Genomic DNA, 14,539 nt, shown 5'->3' with positions numbered 1-14,539 from the left:
GCGGCAGTCTACGCGGGGTGACCTACCTACCGGCAGGTCGCGCTGTGGCCTCTGCCACGTTCCTGTCCCCCGAGGGGGTGACATCCCGCGCGGTGGCCTTGACCCGGGCCTCTTCCTTCGCCCGCGCCTCCTCGGCCGCCCGCTCCACCTTCTCCGGCGTCACGAAGCGGTAGCCGACGTTACGGACGGTGCCGATCAGCGACTCGTGCTCCGGTCCGAGCTTGGCGCGAAGTCGCCGCACGTGGACGTCGACCGTACGGGTGCCGCCGAAGTAGTCGTACCCCCAGACCTCCTGGAGGAGCTGGGCGCGGGTGAAGACCCGGCCCGGGTGCTGCGCGAGGTACTTGAGCAGCTCGAACTCCTTGAAGGTCAGGTCCAGGACCCGGCCCTTGAGCTTCGCGCTGTACGTCGCCTCGTCCACCGAGAGATCGCCGTTGCGGATCTCCATAGGGGAGTCGTCGGAGACGATCTGCTGCCGCCCCATCGCAAGCCGCAGCCGCGCCTCGACCTCGGCCGGGCCCGCGGTGTCGAGCAGCACGTCGTCGATGCCCCAGTCGGCGGTGACGGCCGCGAGGCCGCCCTCCGTGACGACGAGGATCAGCGGGCAGCCGGGCCCGGTGGAGCGGAGCAGCTGACAGAGGCTGCGGACCTGCGGGAGGTCGCGCCGGCCGTCGACCAGGATGACGTCCGCTCCGGGGGTGTCCACCAGGGCGGGGCCCTCGGCGGGGGCCACCCGCACGTTGTGCAGCAGCAGGCCGAGGGCGGGAAGCACCTCGGTCGACGGCTGGAGGGCGTTGGTGAGGAGCAGCAGAGAACTCATCGCATCCCACCTACCCGTGCCTGTGCCTGTGCGGTCGGCTGGGCTGTCGGTCGGTCGTGCTCGGTTCGCTCGTCCATGACGTCGGTTCCTCCTCGGTCCCTGCGAGGACTACTGCGGCACTTGCAACACTGCTGGCTCTCGCGCCCTGAGAGCTTTTGTTCACCCACCCGTAACAACGGACGGAAAACGCAAAAGGACCCGGGGGCTGCGTCGCCCGGATCCTCTGGCAAGCAGAATAGCCCACATGAGTTCCGAGGCAGAGGGTCGATTTCATATCGTGGATGTCTTCTCGACCACATCCGGATCCCAGCGTGCCACTTTGCTCACCGAGGACGGTGTCCGTATCGAGGCCCTTTACGAACCGTGTACGCGCGGGGTCACCGATACGGCCCTCGTCCTGGCACACGGGTTCACCGGGTCGGCCGACCGCCCGGCCGTCCGCCGCGCCGCCCGGGCCCTCGCGGAGCACGCCGCCGTCGTCACCTTCTCCTTCCGGGGACACGGCCGATCGGGTGGCCGCTCCACCGTCGGCGACCGGGAGGTCCTCGACCTCGCCGCCGCGGTGCGCTGGGCCCGTGAGCTCGGCCACGCGCGCGTGGCGACCCTCGGCTTCTCCATGGGCGGCTCGATCGTCCTGCGCCACGCGGCCCTGGAGCGGGACACCGGCGGCCACGCGGACGCCGTCGCGGCCGTCAGCGCGCCGGCGCGCTGGTACTACCGGGGTACGCCCTCGATGCGCCGCGTCCACTGGGTGATCACCCGCCCCATGGGCCGGCTCGTCGGCCGCTACGGCCTGCGGACCCGCATCGACCACCGCGACTGGAACCCCGTACCGCTCTCCCCGATCGAGGCGGCCCCCATGATCGCCCCGACGCCGCTCCTGATCGTGCACGGCGACCGTGACCCGTACTTCCCCGTCGACCACCCCCGGACCCTTGCCGAGGCCGCCGGGTGCGAGCTGTGGCTGGAGCGCGGCATGGGGCACGCGGAGAACGCGGCGGACGAGGAGCTGCTGCGCCGACTCGGGGACTGGCTCACCCGCGGATAGCCCATCATGGAGAGCGGCGCGCACACGAACGAAGGGAGCGCCGCTATGGCAGCGGGAACCATCCGCTACTGGGCCGCGGCCAAGGCCGCCGCCGGTGTCGCCGAGGAGCCGTACACCGCCGAGAACCTGGCCGAGGCACTGGACGCCGCCCGCGCGAAGCACCCGGGCGAGCTGGTCCGCGTACTCCAGCGGTGTTCGTTCCTCATCGACGGTGACCCCGTCGGGACCCGCGCGCATGAGACCGTACGCCTTGCCGAGGGCGGCACGGTCGAGGTGCTCCCGCCGTTCGCAGGAGGGTGAACCGCACACCATGAGCAGCGATCAGCAGCAGCCGTACGACCCGTACTACGGAGAGCAGCAGTACGGGCAGCAGCAGCACGGCCAGCAGCAGTACGGGTACCAGGACCCGCACGTCACGCAGACGTGGGAGGGCCAGACCTGGGACACGCAGTACCAGCCGGTGGTCCAGCAGACGCCGGGGCAGACGCCGGGACAGACGCCTGCGCCGCAGCCGTTCGCCGCCGACACCTCGTACCCGCCCCCGCAGACCCCGCAGGCCGCCGCGTACCCGCTGCCGCAGGAGACTCCGGTGGCCGCCGATGTGGCCGCCGAGGTGTCCGCCGCGCCCGAGGCCGGGCCCGAGTGGTCCTCGCCCACCGTCTCCGGACACACCCGTCTCACCGACGCCCAGCGCGCGCGGGCCGAGGGCCGGTCGCCGATCATCCCGCCCGGGATCCAGCCGGCCGTGCTCACCGCCGGACTCGGCGTCCTGCTCGCCGTCGGCGCGGCCCTCGGCTCGTACGCGCTGCTCGTCCCGCTCGTCCTGCTCCAGGCCGTCACCGCCGCCGGCTGGTTCCGGCTCAACGGCATGTGGCCGGCCCGGCAGGGCATCGCCCTCGCCTTCGCCGGCGGCCTGACCGCAGACGTCGTCCTGCTCGCCGCCGGCCGGGAGAACGCGCCCGCCGCCATCATCGGCACCCTCGGCGTCTGGGTGCTGCTCACCCTCGTGCTCCAGCTGCGCAGCCACGCGGACCCCGACGAGCGGATGTACGGCCTGATGGCCACGGTCGCCTCGGCCGCGCTCACGATCGTCGCCGCGGGCCACCTCGGCGCCGCGCCCGACGCCGTCGTCGTCGGCGGCCTCGCGGTCGCCGCGGCCGTCGTCGCCCGCGCCCTGCCGCTGCCCGGCGCGGTCTCCGTCGTCGTGGCGCTGCTCGCCGCCGCGGGCGCCGGGATCGCGGCCGGCACCCTCACCGACCTGGGCTCCTCCGGGGCCCTGCTCGGCCTCGGGGCCGGAGTGGGCGCGCTCGTCGGCCTGCGGGCCGCGAGCTACGACTACCCGTCGCGGTTCGTCCACATGACCGCCGGAGTCGCCCTCCCGCTGACCCTGGCGGCCCCGGCCGTGTACCTGCTCGGACGGGCGCTCGCCTGAGCCGCCCAGTCAAGCGTTCGGGAACCAACCGGCCCCACGACACGTCGATCTTCGTGTCGGGGGCCGGAGTCGTTATTTCTAGGGTGGGGGCGAACAGACCGTGCGAGCGTTGCGCGTATTGCTGATCGTGGCCGTGGTCCTCGGCGGGATCTTCGTGGGCGTCGACCGTCTCGCGGTCTCGTACGCCGAGTCGGAGGCGGCGGGCAAGGTGCGCCTCGGCCCCGCGCGCGCCGCCTCGACCGAGGTCGACATCAAGGGCTTCCCCTTCCTGACCCAGGTCATGGGCAAGCGCCTCGACGAGGTCGACGTGAAGCTGACCGGCGTCGAGGCCACGGCCGGCGACCGGAAGATCCGGATCACCGAGATGAACGCCGCCCTGCGCGACGTGACGGTGAACGACGCCTTCACGAGCGCCCGCGCGCGCAGCGCGACCGGCACGGCACTGATCTCGTACGCGGACCTGACCGCGGCCGCCGACCGCGACGTGAAGGTCGCCTACGGCGACAACGGCAAGCTGAAGGTCACCGGCGGCGTCAAGGTCCTCGGCCGCACGGTCACGCGCAGCGTCATCTCCTCGGTCACGCTGGTCAACGGCGACACGATCCGGGTGCGCGCGGACGCGGTGCCGGGCGAGGGCATCCCGGGCCTGGAGTCCCTGATCCGCCAGCGGACCGACTTCGACCGCGAGATCGGCGGCCTCCCGGCGGGCCTGAAGCTGACCAAGATCGAGGCACGGCCGGACGGCGTGGCGATCGCCGTGACGGGCACGGACGTGACGCTGGCGGGCTGAGGGGTGCGGCCGCGCTCGTTCGGGGGTTCGGCCACATACTGAGACGGGCCAGTCCGCCCCGTAGAAACTCCCCTCCGGGACCTCGCCCGATTCGGCTCCGGAGAGCCTTTCTCCGCGATCACGTCCCACATCTCGGACGATCGCGTCTCAAAATACGACACACCGGTGACACGGCGGCCTGTCCGTCCCTACGATCGTGGGCATGAAGCGACAGGCGGATCTCACGAAGCGGCGGGCAGTAGACCTGTGCCGCATCGCCGCCATGCTCTGTCGCTCTCTCTGAGCGGGACCCCGCGTCCCGTATTCCTCGGGCCCTTCGACCTCCGGTCGGGGCCGCACCTCGCGTAGCCGTACGCCCGCACTGACGCGTACCCGCACCACACGCAACACACCGCCGAACACTGCCCCGGAGGAGAAACAGCATGAGCCGCAGCGACGTCCTGGTAGACGCCGACTGGGTCGAGGCGAACCTCGACAACCCGCAGGTTGCCGTCGTCGAGGTCGACGAGGACACCTCCGCGTACGAGAAGAACCACATCCGCAACGCGATCCGGATCGACTGGACCAAGGACCTGCAGGACCCGGTCCGCCGCGACTTCATCGACCAGGAGGGCTTCGAGAAGCTCCTGTCGGCGAAGGGCATCGGGAACGACACCACGGTCGTCCTCTACGGCGGCAACAACAACTGGTTCGCCTCCTACGCCTACTGGTACTTCAAGCTCTACGGCCACCAGGACGTGAAGCTCCTCGACGGCGGCCGCAAGAAGTGGGAGCTCGACTCCCGCGACCTCGTAGCCGAGGTCCCGTCCCGCCCGGCCACCGAGTACAAGGCCAAGGCGCAGGACACCTCCATCCGTGCCTTCCGTGACGACGTCGTCGCCGCGATCGGCGCGCAGAACCTGGTCGACGTCCGTTCGCCCGACGAGTTCTCCGGCAAGCTGCTCGCGCCGGCGCACCTCCCGCAGGAGCAGTCGCAGCGCCCCGGCCACGTGCCGAGCGCCCGCAACATCCCGTGGTCGAAGAACGCCAACGACGACGGCACCTTCAAGTCCGACGACGAGCTCAAGGCCCTCTACGAGGACGAGCAGGTCGACCTGGCGAAGGACACCATCGCCTACTGCCGCATCGGCGAGCGCTCCGCGCTCACGTGGTTCGTCCTGCACGAGCTGCTCGAGGTCTCGAACGTCAAGAACTACGACGGCTCGTGGACCGAGTACGGCTCCCTCGTGGGCGTGCCGATCGAGCTCGGCGCCAACAAGTAAGCCTCTCCGGACCCCTCTCCCGGACCTCCCGACCGTAAGGACAGAAACATGTGTGGAGCGCAGCCCGGCGGCCCCGACGCCTCGACGATCAAGCCCGGTGAGACCACCATCCAGGGCTTCGTGACCAAGGACGGCGAGCCCGTCACCGGTTACGTCCGCCTCCTGGACTCGACCGGCGAGTTCACCGCCGAGGTCCCCACCTCCGCGACCGGCCAGTTCCGCTTCTACGCGGCCGAGGGCACCTGGACCGTCCGCGCCCTGGTCCCCGGCGGCACCGCCGACCGCCAGGTCGTGGCCCAGCAGGGTGGCCTCGCGGAGGTCGCCATCGCGGTCTGACGCCACCGCACCGCTGAACCGGCCGAAGGGCCGTGCCTCCTGGGGGTTGGACGCCTACAGGCCCGAGGTGCGGCCCTTCGGTCTGTCTTCTTCCGTATGAAGATTCGGCCGGTTGTGTGACCTTCGCTTGCCTGCATCGTCGACATGTTCGACGGGCTGGTGATCGGGGGTGGGGCATGGTCGAACGTTCGCCATCGGGGCTGCGCGTGCTTGCTCCGCCTCGGTTGGTCTCCCCGAGCGGGGCGATCACCGTGCGGACGCGCCTCCGTCTCTCGGACCGCGACGCGCTGGTCCTTCGCGAGCCGGCGGAGTACTTGTCACGACTCGCGGCCCGTGATCTGGCCGCGCGCGTGGCACTCGGAACGCGGCACACGGCGGCCGACTTCGCCCGACGTAAGCGTGAATTGACGGCGCTTACGTCATCGCGTTGGGCGGGCACGATCACCCGCGGGTCGAACGATCAAGCAGCAGACCGGGCCCTGTCCGCGTATCGAGGACCGTCGATCGTCCGGAGGACGGCGCACGTGATGCGCCTCGCCAACGGACGGCGTCTGCGGTTCAGGCTGCTCAGCACCGTTCGGAGCGGCCCGTCGGCGTGGGGGCCTGGGTTCAGGATCCGCTTGCGTTGGGCGATGAGGGACGGTTGGACGCCATCCGGGACTCGAGGCACGGCCCTTCGGTCTGCCCGGATGGTCCTGCCGGGCCTACGCTTGAGGTATGTACGCGCGTCGGCGGCATGTCTACTTCTGGATGATGGGCATCTGCCTGGTGCTCTTCGTCGGTGCCTGGGCCGTCGTGCGGCTGTTTTCGATGCCCGTGGCCATCGGCATGTGCGTCGTCGCCATGGTCATGCCGCCGGTCGCCGCGATGATCGCGAACCGGCGGGGGCCGGAGGATCGCTGGTGGGACGATCCGTCCGGGGATCCGCAGTCGGACGAGTGGTGGGACGAACTCGACGGGAAGAAGCGCCGGGAGCGCTGACTGGCGGCGCGGCCCGACGACCCGACGGACGGAGTCCGGCGCAGCGCCTCGAAGCCTGTGAGGCCCCCCGGGGCCGAGCAGCGCGAGGGGCGCGTTGAGATCAATAGACGAGAGCCTGGGTTTCGTCCGTCATGGCCTCTTGGACGAAGACCTGGGCGCCCGCGATGCGGATGCCCTGCAGGACGTCCTTCTCCGTGATCTCGCGGCGGGCCGCGCACTGGGTGCAGAGGGTGATGCGGCCGGCCGCCAGGATCGAGTCGATGAGGTCCGGGAGCGGTGCCGCGTGCGGGAGGTCGAACTCGGCCGCTCGGCCCGGGAGCGCGAACCACGAGGACTCGCCCGTCAGCCAGAGCGAGACCTCGACCCCGCTCGCCACGGCCACGGCGGCCACCGTGAAGGCCTGGGAGCAGCGTTCGGGGGCGTCGGCCCCGGCGGTCACCTTGATCACGAGCTTCTTCGCCATATACCGAACTGTAATGCGGACCTCTGCAACCCCATGCACCCCTCACGTGTCAGCGATGTGCACGGATAACGGAATCCGTCATTCAGGTCTCGTGGGGGGACCCTTTGGAAGCCATGGAAGTAAGCGCCGTCGCGGCCCCGCCGCGCCGGCGTCGCACCGGGCGGACGATCGGCCTGATCGCCGTCGCCGCCGTTCTCGGCCTCGTCGGCGGTACCGCCGTGGGCTACGGCATCCAGGCCGATCGTGAGCCGACACCGCTGCCCGCCCTGAACCAGCCCGGTCTCGCCTACCCCAAGCCCCTGCCCCAGGGCCAGAAGCCCGCGGCGCTGCCGGCCTCCGAGGACCGCAAGGTCAAGACGGACGGCGACCTGCGCAAGCTGCTGGTGCCGAGGCCGGCGGGCGCGAAGGACAAATTGTTCGGTGGCCACGACGCGTGGATGACGGTGCCCGCGTACGCCAGGGACTTCAAGAACCCCGGCAGCGCGCTCAACCATCAGCTGGGCAACGACGTGCGGCGCATCGCGACCACGTCCTGGCAGACCGGCAAGTACCGCACGACCGACATCGCCTTGGTCCAGTACCGCTCCAGCGATTTCGACGGGGCGCGGGACCACGCCGAGGACCAGATGGACTACATGTCCGACGAGGATTACGCCCGGTCCGAGGGCGAGCCGATCAAGGGCTCCGCCAACGGCCGCTACTACCTGTTCCCGGTGAAGCGCAAGGCGGGGTACCTGGACATGTTCCAGGCCAGGGCGTACTTCCACCGCGGCGACATCATGGTCGCGATCTTCATGTTCGACACCAAGAAGATCTCCGCGAAGGACATCAGTTCGGTGGCCGAGAAGCAGCTGGGGCGCCTGTGAGTGAGGAACTGGACACCGTGACCGAGCCCGTGACCGAGTCGGCCGCGGAGCCGACGAAGGCACGCCGTGGGCGCAAGCTGCTGACCGTCGTCCTTCCCGCCGTCCTCGTCCTCGGGGCGATCGGCGGGGGCGTCACGTACACCGCCGTCACCGTCGACTCCGCCGACCGCAGCGCGGAGACGATCACCTGGGCAGCGCCGGAGATGACGGCGGACGAGGAGGACCCGGCCGCCCTGAGTGTGACGCGCGGCAAGGCATCGACGCCGATGAGCAAGCTGCTCCTGCCCGTGCCCGAGGGGTACGAGCTCGGCCCCGACGTCGAGTCGTACGGCAACGACGACGAGCTGAACGAGCAGGAGGCCCGCGCGCTGCTGAAGCAGGAGGGCAAGGGGCTCGCGGGCAAGAAGCGCCGCGAGTACGAGAAGGAGGTCGACAAGCTCGGTCTCAAGGGCATCGCGATCCGCTCCTTCGCGGCGCAGGACGGCAACACGGTCGTGTACGTCCGCATCACGCAGATGAAGGACAAGAAGCAGCTTCGCGACGCGTTCACGGTCGGCAAGCGCCTCTTCGAACTCTTCGAGTTCCCCAAGGGGCCGAAGATCAGCGGCCACAAGAACTCCGCCTGCTTCATGCTTCCGCCGGACGAGGACCTGGACAAGGACGAGAAGGACAAGCAGCTGGAGGAGATGACCTGCATGGCGTACGACTCCGAGGTCACGGTCACGGTCACCGTCGCCGGCGCCAAGCCGTTCGACAAGTCCGAGGTCGCCGACCTGGTCAAGAAGCAGCTGGACCACATCAAGTCCCCGGGGGAGTACGTATGACGACCGAGCAGCAGACGGAGCAGGAGGCAGAGAGGGAGGCCGAGGCGAAGGCGGAGGTGCCGGCCGAGGCGGCCGACACCGCTCCTGACACGGCCGCCGAATCCCTGCCCGAGCAGCCCGAGGCCGCCGAGCAGCCCGAGGCCGCCGAGCGGCCCCAGCTCGCCAAGCCCTCCCGTAAGCCGCTCTTCCTGGCCCTCGCCCGCTGGACCGCTGCCGTGCTCGTCTTCGGTGGCGTCGGAACCGGGACAGCGCTCGGCATCACCTCCATGGAGCGCACCGAGGTGCCCGGTCTCGCGACCGAGAGCGACGGCCGCTGGGAGTACCCGGAACTCAGCCTGCCCGCCCTCCCGGTCGGTGTGCCGAGGCCCTACACCAAGGGCAACGACGGCGAGATCCACCACGCCGACCTGCGCAAGCTCCTGCTGCCCGCCCCGGCCGGAGCGACGCCCGACCCGAAGCTCAACGGTGGCTGGGTCACCGTGGACCAGTTCCTGTCCCAGTACCGCAAGGACGACCGGGCCAAGCTGTCCACGCCGCTCGCCGAGTCCGCACTGCGGCACATCGCCGCCCGGGGCTGGACCATGCCGGACGGCACCATGACCCGGATCCACCTGCTCCGGTTCAACTCGGTGGCCTTCGCGGAGGCTTTCAAGGACGACGCGCTCGAGGCCGGCACCGTCGACGGTCCGCTTCTCGACGGGGTCGAGGGGGTCGAGTTCGACGGCACCTTCCCGAGCGACATCCGGGTGGCGTACACCGTGCCGTACGCCTACGTGGAACTCCCGCACAACGCCGACCAGACCCGCTGGGTCTACATCCAGGCCGGCGACACCCTGGCGCTGATCACCCAGACCCGCAAGGGCGAGGCGCTCACCGTCCCGTTCCAGCAGACCGTCGCCCTGCAGAACCAGCTCCTGGGCTGACCGTACGGCTCAGGACAGCGCCGGACGTACCTCACAGAGAGGGCCGGGCCCCCGCAGACTAAAGTGGGGTCCGGCCCGTTCTGCCTTCACGCTCATCCGAGGAGCACCCGTGATCATCTTCTTCGAAGTTCTCCTGGCCCTGGTCTGTGTCGCCGTGCTCGCGTTCACCGGTCTGGCCGTGAAGAAGCTGTACCAGGGCCAGCGCTAAGCACCTCGAAAAACTCGAAAAAACTCGACGTCTACGGAACGACAGAGCTGCTCATGATCGAGATCCCGTCCGACCTCAACCCGGGCCTCGTCCCCCTCGCGTTCCTCCTCGGAACGTGGGAAGGCGCGGGCGTGGCCGACTTCCCCGGTGCCGAGAAGTGCAACTTCGGGCAGTCCGTGACCTTCAGCCACGACGGCCGGGACTTCATCGAGTACCACTCGCATTCCTGGGTGCTCGACAACGACGGCAAGCAGGTCCGCCCGCTGGAGAGCGAGAGCGGCTACTGGCGGATCGACAAGGACCGCAAGGTCGAGACCGTCATGGTCCGTGACCAGGGCATCGTCGAGATCTGGTACGGCGAGCTGGCCGACAAGAAGCCGCAGATCGACCTGGTCACGGACGCCGTGGCCCGTACCGCGGCCTCCGGCCCGTACAGCGGTGGCAAGCGGCTGTACGGGTACGTCAAGGGCGACCTGATGTGGGTCGGCGAGAAGGCGACCCCCGAGGTCCCGCTCCGCCCGTACATGTCTGCGCACCTGAAGAAGGTCGTCACGCCCGAGGAGGTCGCCGAGATGGCGCGCAACCTCGGCGATCTGCCGGACGACGGCATCGCCTTCTTCAAGTAGGCCCGGCACGAAGAGCCGGTATTCCGCCACGCCCTCCTACACTGGGGGGCGTGGTGAGCACCGACTGGAAGAGCGACCTGCGGCAGCGCGGCTATCGGCTGACGCCGCAGCGCCAGCTTGTCCTGGAGGCCGTGGACACGCTGGAGCACGCGACGCCCGACGACATCCTGGGCGAGGTCCGCAAGACGGCCTCCGGGGTGAACATCTCCACCGTCTACCGGACCCTGGAGCTCCTGGAGGAGCTGGGGCTGGTCTCCCACGCCCACCTCGGGCACGGGGCGCCGACGTACCACCTCGCCGACCGGCACCACCATCTGCACCTGGTCTGCCGGGACTGTACGAACGTCATCGAGGCGGATGTCGAGGTCGCCGCCGGGTTCACCTCGAAGCTGAAGGAGACCTTCGGTTTCGAGACGGACATGAAGCATTTCGCGATCTTCGGCCGGTGTCAGGACTGTACGAAGAAGGACGCCGGTACGCAGTCGTAGGCTTGCCCCATGAAGAGCCCTGTGGTGAAGAGCCCTCTGCTGTCCCTGCCCGGCGCCGTTCCCGCCGAAGGCCGTGACGAAGGCGTCGCCTCGCACTACGGCGATCTGTTCCGTGAGCAGCGCGCCCTCGCCGCCGGTGACGGTTTCGTCGACCTCTCGCACCGCGGTGTCGTCGCCGTCTCCGGCGACGACCGGCTGAGCTGGCTGCACCTGCTGCTCACCCAGCACGTGAGCGAGCTGCCGGTGGGCACGGCCACCGAGGCGCTGATCCTCTCCGCGAACGGTCACATCGAGCACGCCCTGTATCTCGTCGACGACGGCACGACGGTCTGGGCGCATGTGGAGCCCGGTACGCAGGACGAGCTCATCGCCTATCTGGAGTCGATGAAGTTCTTCTACCGGGTCGAGGTCGCCGACCGTACGGCCGACGTCGCCGTCGTCCACCTCCCGGCCGGCTCCATCGCCGAGGTCCCGGAGGGGGTCGTCGTACGGGAGACTCCGCACGGGCGGGATCTGTTCCTGCCCCGGGACGAGCTCGAGGCCTTCGCCGGTACGCACGGGCCGGCCGCCGGGATCCTCGCGTACGAGGCGCTGCGGATCGAGGCGCACCGGCCGCGGCTCGGCTTCGAGACCGACCACCGGACCATCCCCCACGAGCTGGGCTGGATCGGCAGCGCGGTGCACCTGCAGAAGGGCTGCTACCGCGGGCAGGAGACCGTCGCCCGTGTCCACAACCTGGGGAAGCCGCCGCGCCGCCTGGTCTTCCTGCACCTGGACGGCAGCGAGGTCCACCTGCCGGGCCACGGCACCCCGATCCGGCTCGCGGCGGACGGCGCCGAGGGGCGCCAGCTCGGCTTCATCACCACCTCCGGCCGCCACCACGAGCTCGGTCCGATCGCGCTCGCGATGGTGAAGCGGAACGTGCCCGTGGACGCCGAGCTGATGGCGGGGGAGACCGCCGCCGCCCAGGAGACGGTCGTCGAGCCGTAGGGATCAGACTTCTACGAGCACCGTGAACGGGCCGTGATTCGTGAGCGAGACGCGCATGTCCGCTCCGAACCGGCCCGTCTCCACGTGCGCCCCCAGCTCCCGCAGCCGTGCGACCACCTCGTCGACGAGCGGCTCGGCGACCGGGCCGGGCGCGGCCGCGTTCCAGGTGGGCCTGCGGCCCTTGCGGGCGTCCCCGTAGAGGGTGAACTGAGAAATCACCAACAAGGGCGCATTGGTGTCCGAACAGGATTTCTCACCCTCCAGAATCCGGACGGACCAGAGCTTTCGGGCAAGTTGCGCCGCCTTCTCCGGTGTGTCCTCGTGGGTGACTCCCACCAGCACACACAGCCCTTCGCCGACGATCTCGCCGACCGTCTCGCCTGCGACGACGACGCTCGCGCCGTCCACCCTCTGTACCACTGCACGCATACAGACCAACCTACAGACCGACGCATAGGGGCTGAACGGGTGCAGAGCGCCTGCACGTGCATGTGCGGGAGTGGCACCATGCGTGTCAGGCGGTGCGGTTCCGCGCCGGTCGAGGGGACGATTCACATGAGTGCATCTGGCGCCGGGCAGACGCCGGCCCGATTCGGTTCCGGAGTGGGCGTACGTCCGCCCGTGCAGCGGACGGCCGAGCCCGCGCTGCCGGCGGCGGCCTCGCTGCCGGACATGGCCGCGCTGCGACTGCCGGAGCTGCGCGCGCTGCGCCGTGACGCGCAGGGCGAGGAGGCCGACCTCAGCTACGTACGGCGGATGCTGCAGGGCCGTATCGACATCCTGCGGGCCGAGCTGGCCCGGCGGACGGATCCGGAGTCACCGGTGCTCGACCGGCTCTCGGAGATCCTGGCGGACGTGCCCTCGCGGCGGGCGGCCTCGGCGCGGCACCTGACGCTGTCGACGCCGCGGAGCGAGGAGTACCGGCAGCTGGTCGAGGAGATGCTCTCGGAGGTCGAGCTGTCCGACCTCGGGGCGCGGAGCGACGACGAGCTGCACGCGGCGATGGGCCGGCTCGCGGGGTGCGAGCAGCAGATCTCGCGGCGGCGGCGCGAGCTCCAGGGGACGGCCGACGACTGCAGCGCCGAGATCACCCGCCGCTACCGCGAGGGTGAGGCGCAGGTCGACGACCTGCTGGCCTGAGCCGACTGTCTCCGACCGTCCTCGCCCGGTGAAAAACCGGGGTGCGGGCGGTCGGGTGGGCGCCATAGCCTCGCTGGTATGAGTCTTGAGGTGCGCCCCGTGGGCGAGTCCGAGTTGGGTGATTGGCTGCGTGCGCTCAAGACCGGGTTCCTCCGGCCACCCCTCGTCACGGACGAGGAGGTCGAGCAGCGGCGCCCGCAGTTCGACCTGTCCCGGACGCTGGGGGTCTTCGACCGGGGCCGGATCGTCGCCACCTTCCGTACGTTCACGCAGGAGCTGTCCACCGTCGGTGGCGGTTCGCTCGTCGCCGACGCCGTCAGTCAGGTGACCGTCTCGCCGTCCCACCGCAGGCGCGGTGTGCTGAGCCGGGTGATGACGGCGGACCTGGCGGCCGCGAAGGAGCGGGGTGACGCCGTCGCGTCGCTCATCGCCGCCGAGTACCCGATCTACGGGCGGTACGGCTTCGGCCCGGCCGCCTGGACCACCGAGTGGTCCGTCGACGTCCCCCGCGCCGGGCTCGACCCGCGCCGCACCGGGCAGCCCGAGGACGGCGGCACGATCGAGATCTCCGACGGCGCCGAGGTCCGCAAGGTCGCCCCCGAGGTGCACCGCCGCCTGGCCCGTGTCCGGGCCGGTGTCCCGAACCGCGACACCCAGGGCTGGGAGCGCGGCACCGGCCTCGGCTTCCAGGGCGAGCCGTGGATCGAGCCCTTCTACGCCGTCTACCGCTCCGCGTCCGGCGAGGTGGAGGGCTATGTCGCCTACCGCTCCGACGACAAGTGGGACGACGGCAAGCAGCCGGTCAACACCGCCACCGTCCGGGACCTGATCGGCTGCACCCCGGCCGCCGAGCGGGCGCTCTGGCGGTACATGTGCTCCCTGGACTGGGTCACCAAGGTCCGCTCCGGCCTGCGCGCCCCCGACGACGTCCTCCCGCTGCTCCTGCCCGACCCGCGCGCCGCGAGGGTGGTCAGCCACGCCGACATGCTGTGGCTCAGGGTCCTGGACGTCGCCAAGGTCTTCGAGGGGCGTACGTACGCGAGTTCCGGCAGCCTCGTCCTGGAGGTGCGGGACGCCGCCGGGCTCGCGGGCGGGCGCTACCGGCTCGACGCCTCCCCGGACGGCGCGGAGGTCTCCCGTACCAGCGCGTCCGCCGATCTCGCCCTGGACGTCGCCGAGTTGGGCACGCTCTCGCTCGGTGACGAGTCGGTCGTACGGCTTGCGGAGCTGGGCCGGGTCGAGGAGCTCGCGGCGGGCGCGGCCGTCCGGGCGGACGTCCTGCTGCGGGCCGCGCGCCGCCCGTGGTGCCCCGACATATTCTGAGCCGCCCCGCGGTGGGTCG

Annotated in this window: 18 protein-coding genes; 15 read left to right on the top strand and 3 right to left on the bottom strand. The window is 70.4% G+C overall.

Translation table 11 applies throughout. The features are described 5' to 3' along the window. Window positions 1–22: 22 nt before the first annotated feature. On the bottom strand, window positions 23–820 hold the full coding sequence (locus tag AB0F56_RS13125; protein ID WP_362007756.1) for a response regulator transcription factor: 798 nt from the start codon (window positions 818–820) through the stop codon (window positions 23–25). 244 nt (window positions 821–1,064) lie between these two features. Between AB0F56_RS13125 and AB0F56_RS13120 the strand changes: the two genes are divergently transcribed. The 7 genes from AB0F56_RS13120 (at window position 1,065) to AB0F56_RS13090 (ending at window position 6,669) form a co-directional block, all read left to right on the top strand. Continuing rightward, window positions 1,065–1,868 (top strand): alpha/beta fold hydrolase, encoded by an 804-nt coding sequence (locus tag AB0F56_RS13120; RefSeq protein WP_362007753.1) that lies wholly within the window; start codon window positions 1,065–1,067, stop codon window positions 1,866–1,868. Between the two features lie 45 nt (window positions 1,869–1,913). Beyond that, window positions 1,914–2,168 (top strand): MoaD/ThiS family protein, encoded by a 255-nt coding sequence (locus AB0F56_RS13115; protein ID WP_315896192.1) that lies wholly within the window; start codon window positions 1,914–1,916, stop codon window positions 2,166–2,168. 10 nt (window positions 2,169–2,178) lie between these two features. Then, window positions 2,179–3,300 (top strand): hypothetical protein, encoded by a 1,122-nt coding sequence (locus tag AB0F56_RS13110; protein ID WP_362007750.1) that lies wholly within the window; start codon window positions 2,179–2,181, stop codon window positions 3,298–3,300. Between the two features lie 100 nt (window positions 3,301–3,400). Beyond that, window positions 3,401–4,090, top strand: coding sequence for a DUF2993 domain-containing protein (locus AB0F56_RS13105; protein WP_362007747.1), 690 nt, complete (start codon window positions 3,401–3,403; stop codon window positions 4,088–4,090). Between the two features lie 422 nt (window positions 4,091–4,512). Next, window positions 4,513–5,352: a sulfurtransferase gene (locus AB0F56_RS13100; RefSeq protein ID WP_362007744.1), complete on the top strand. Its 840-nt coding sequence runs from the start codon at window positions 4,513–4,515 to the stop codon at window positions 5,350–5,352. A gap of 48 nt (window positions 5,353–5,400) precedes the next feature. After that, window positions 5,401–5,688: a DUF1416 domain-containing protein gene (locus tag AB0F56_RS13095; protein ID WP_356607213.1), complete on the top strand. Its 288-nt coding sequence runs from the start codon at window positions 5,401–5,403 to the stop codon at window positions 5,686–5,688. A gap of 717 nt (window positions 5,689–6,405) precedes the next feature. Continuing rightward, entirely contained in the window at window positions 6,406–6,669 is a 264-nt protein-coding gene (locus AB0F56_RS13090) for a DUF3099 domain-containing protein (protein WP_362007742.1), read from the top strand. Between the two features lie 100 nt (window positions 6,670–6,769). Here AB0F56_RS13090 and AB0F56_RS13085 read toward each other — a convergent pair whose 3' ends face one another. Further along, window positions 6,770–7,132, bottom strand: coding sequence for a DsrE family protein (locus AB0F56_RS13085; protein ID WP_362007740.1), 363 nt, complete (start codon window positions 7,130–7,132; stop codon window positions 6,770–6,772). A gap of 113 nt (window positions 7,133–7,245) precedes the next feature. On the opposite strand from AB0F56_RS13085, the gene AB0F56_RS13080 reads away from it, so the two are divergent. The 6 genes from AB0F56_RS13080 to AB0F56_RS13055 all read left to right on the top strand — a co-directional run bounded on the left by AB0F56_RS13080 (window position 7,246) and on the right by AB0F56_RS13055 (window position 12,057). Beyond that, window positions 7,246–7,998: a hypothetical protein gene (locus tag AB0F56_RS13080; RefSeq protein WP_362007737.1), complete on the top strand. Its 753-nt coding sequence runs from the start codon at window positions 7,246–7,248 to the stop codon at window positions 7,996–7,998. A gap of 17 nt (window positions 7,999–8,015) precedes the next feature. Next, window positions 8,016–8,822, top strand: a complete 807-nt coding sequence (locus AB0F56_RS13075) for a hypothetical protein (protein ID WP_362007733.1) — start codon at window positions 8,016–8,018, stop codon at window positions 8,820–8,822. Continuing rightward, window positions 8,819–9,745, top strand: coding sequence for a hypothetical protein (locus tag AB0F56_RS13070; RefSeq protein ID WP_362007730.1), 927 nt, complete (start codon window positions 8,819–8,821; stop codon window positions 9,743–9,745). The genes AB0F56_RS13075 and AB0F56_RS13070 overlap by 4 nt, the downstream gene beginning before the upstream one ends. 261 nt (window positions 9,746–10,006) lie before the next feature. Next, on the top strand, window positions 10,007–10,579 hold the full coding sequence (locus AB0F56_RS13065) for an FABP family protein (RefSeq protein WP_362007727.1): 573 nt from the start codon (window positions 10,007–10,009) through the stop codon (window positions 10,577–10,579). A 50-nt stretch (window positions 10,580–10,629) separates the two neighbouring features. Further along, a complete protein-coding gene (locus AB0F56_RS13060) occupies window positions 10,630–11,067 on the top strand; it encodes a transcriptional repressor (RefSeq protein WP_362007724.1) in 438 nt (145 codons plus the stop codon). Between the two features lie 24 nt (window positions 11,068–11,091). Then, window positions 11,092–12,057, top strand: a complete 966-nt coding sequence (locus AB0F56_RS13055) for a folate-binding protein (protein WP_362007902.1) — start codon at window positions 11,092–11,094, stop codon at window positions 12,055–12,057. Window positions 12,058–12,060: 3 nt separating this feature from the next. Here AB0F56_RS13055 and dtd read toward each other — a convergent pair whose 3' ends face one another. After that, window positions 12,061–12,486 carry a D-aminoacyl-tRNA deacylase gene (gene dtd / locus AB0F56_RS13050; protein ID WP_362007721.1) on the bottom strand — a complete coding sequence of 142 codons (426 nt, stop codon included), beginning with the start codon at window positions 12,484–12,486 and terminating at the stop codon, window positions 12,061–12,063. 126 nt (window positions 12,487–12,612) lie between these two features. Between dtd and AB0F56_RS13045 the strand changes: the two genes are divergently transcribed. Both AB0F56_RS13045 and AB0F56_RS13040 read left to right on the top strand, forming a co-directional pair. After that, a complete protein-coding gene (locus AB0F56_RS13045) occupies window positions 12,613–13,197 on the top strand; it encodes an ABC transporter substrate-binding protein (RefSeq protein WP_362007718.1) in 585 nt (194 codons plus the stop codon). Between the two features lie 78 nt (window positions 13,198–13,275). Beyond that, window positions 13,276–14,520, top strand: a complete 1,245-nt coding sequence (locus AB0F56_RS13040) for a GNAT family N-acetyltransferase (RefSeq protein WP_362007716.1) — start codon at window positions 13,276–13,278, stop codon at window positions 14,518–14,520. The last annotated feature ends 19 nt before the right edge of the window (window positions 14,521–14,539 follow it).

This window comes from Streptomyces sp. NPDC026092 (assembly GCF_040638605.1).
Taxonomy (GTDB): Bacteria; Actinomycetota; Actinomycetes; order Streptomycetales; family Streptomycetaceae; genus Streptomyces.
This window is presented reverse-complemented; position numbering and strand designations above follow the sequence as displayed.

Coding starts and splice junctions, on each gene's coding strand:
- AB0F56_RS13125 (WP_362007756.1), bottom strand. CDS start 820: ATGAGTTCTCTGCTGCTCCTCACCAACGCCCTCCAGCCGTCGACCGAG.
- AB0F56_RS13120 (WP_362007753.1), top strand. CDS start 1,065: ATGAGTTCCGAGGCAGAGGGTCGATTTCATATCGTGGATGTCTTCTCG.
- AB0F56_RS13115 (WP_315896192.1), top strand. CDS start 1,914: ATGGCAGCGGGAACCATCCGCTACTGGGCCGCGGCCAAGGCCGCCGCC.
- AB0F56_RS13110 (WP_362007750.1), top strand. CDS start 2,179: ATGAGCAGCGATCAGCAGCAGCCGTACGACCCGTACTACGGAGAGCAG.
- AB0F56_RS13100 (WP_362007744.1), top strand. CDS start 4,513: ATGAGCCGCAGCGACGTCCTGGTAGACGCCGACTGGGTCGAGGCGAAC.
- AB0F56_RS13095 (WP_356607213.1), top strand. CDS start 5,401: ATGTGTGGAGCGCAGCCCGGCGGCCCCGACGCCTCGACGATCAAGCCC.
- AB0F56_RS13090 (WP_362007742.1), top strand. CDS start 6,406: ATGTACGCGCGTCGGCGGCATGTCTACTTCTGGATGATGGGCATCTGC.
- AB0F56_RS13085 (WP_362007740.1), bottom strand. CDS start 7,132: ATGGCGAAGAAGCTCGTGATCAAGGTGACCGCCGGGGCCGACGCCCCC.
- AB0F56_RS13080 (WP_362007737.1), top strand. CDS start 7,246: ATGGAAGTAAGCGCCGTCGCGGCCCCGCCGCGCCGGCGTCGCACCGGG.
- AB0F56_RS13070 (WP_362007730.1), top strand. CDS start 8,819: ATGACGACCGAGCAGCAGACGGAGCAGGAGGCAGAGAGGGAGGCCGAG.
- AB0F56_RS13065 (WP_362007727.1), top strand. CDS start 10,007: ATGATCGAGATCCCGTCCGACCTCAACCCGGGCCTCGTCCCCCTCGCG.
- dtd (WP_362007721.1), bottom strand. CDS start 12,486: ATGCGTGCAGTGGTACAGAGGGTGGACGGCGCGAGCGTCGTCGTCGCA.
- AB0F56_RS13045 (WP_362007718.1), top strand. CDS start 12,613: ATGAGTGCATCTGGCGCCGGGCAGACGCCGGCCCGATTCGGTTCCGGA.
- AB0F56_RS13040 (WP_362007716.1), top strand. CDS start 13,276: ATGAGTCTTGAGGTGCGCCCCGTGGGCGAGTCCGAGTTGGGTGATTGG.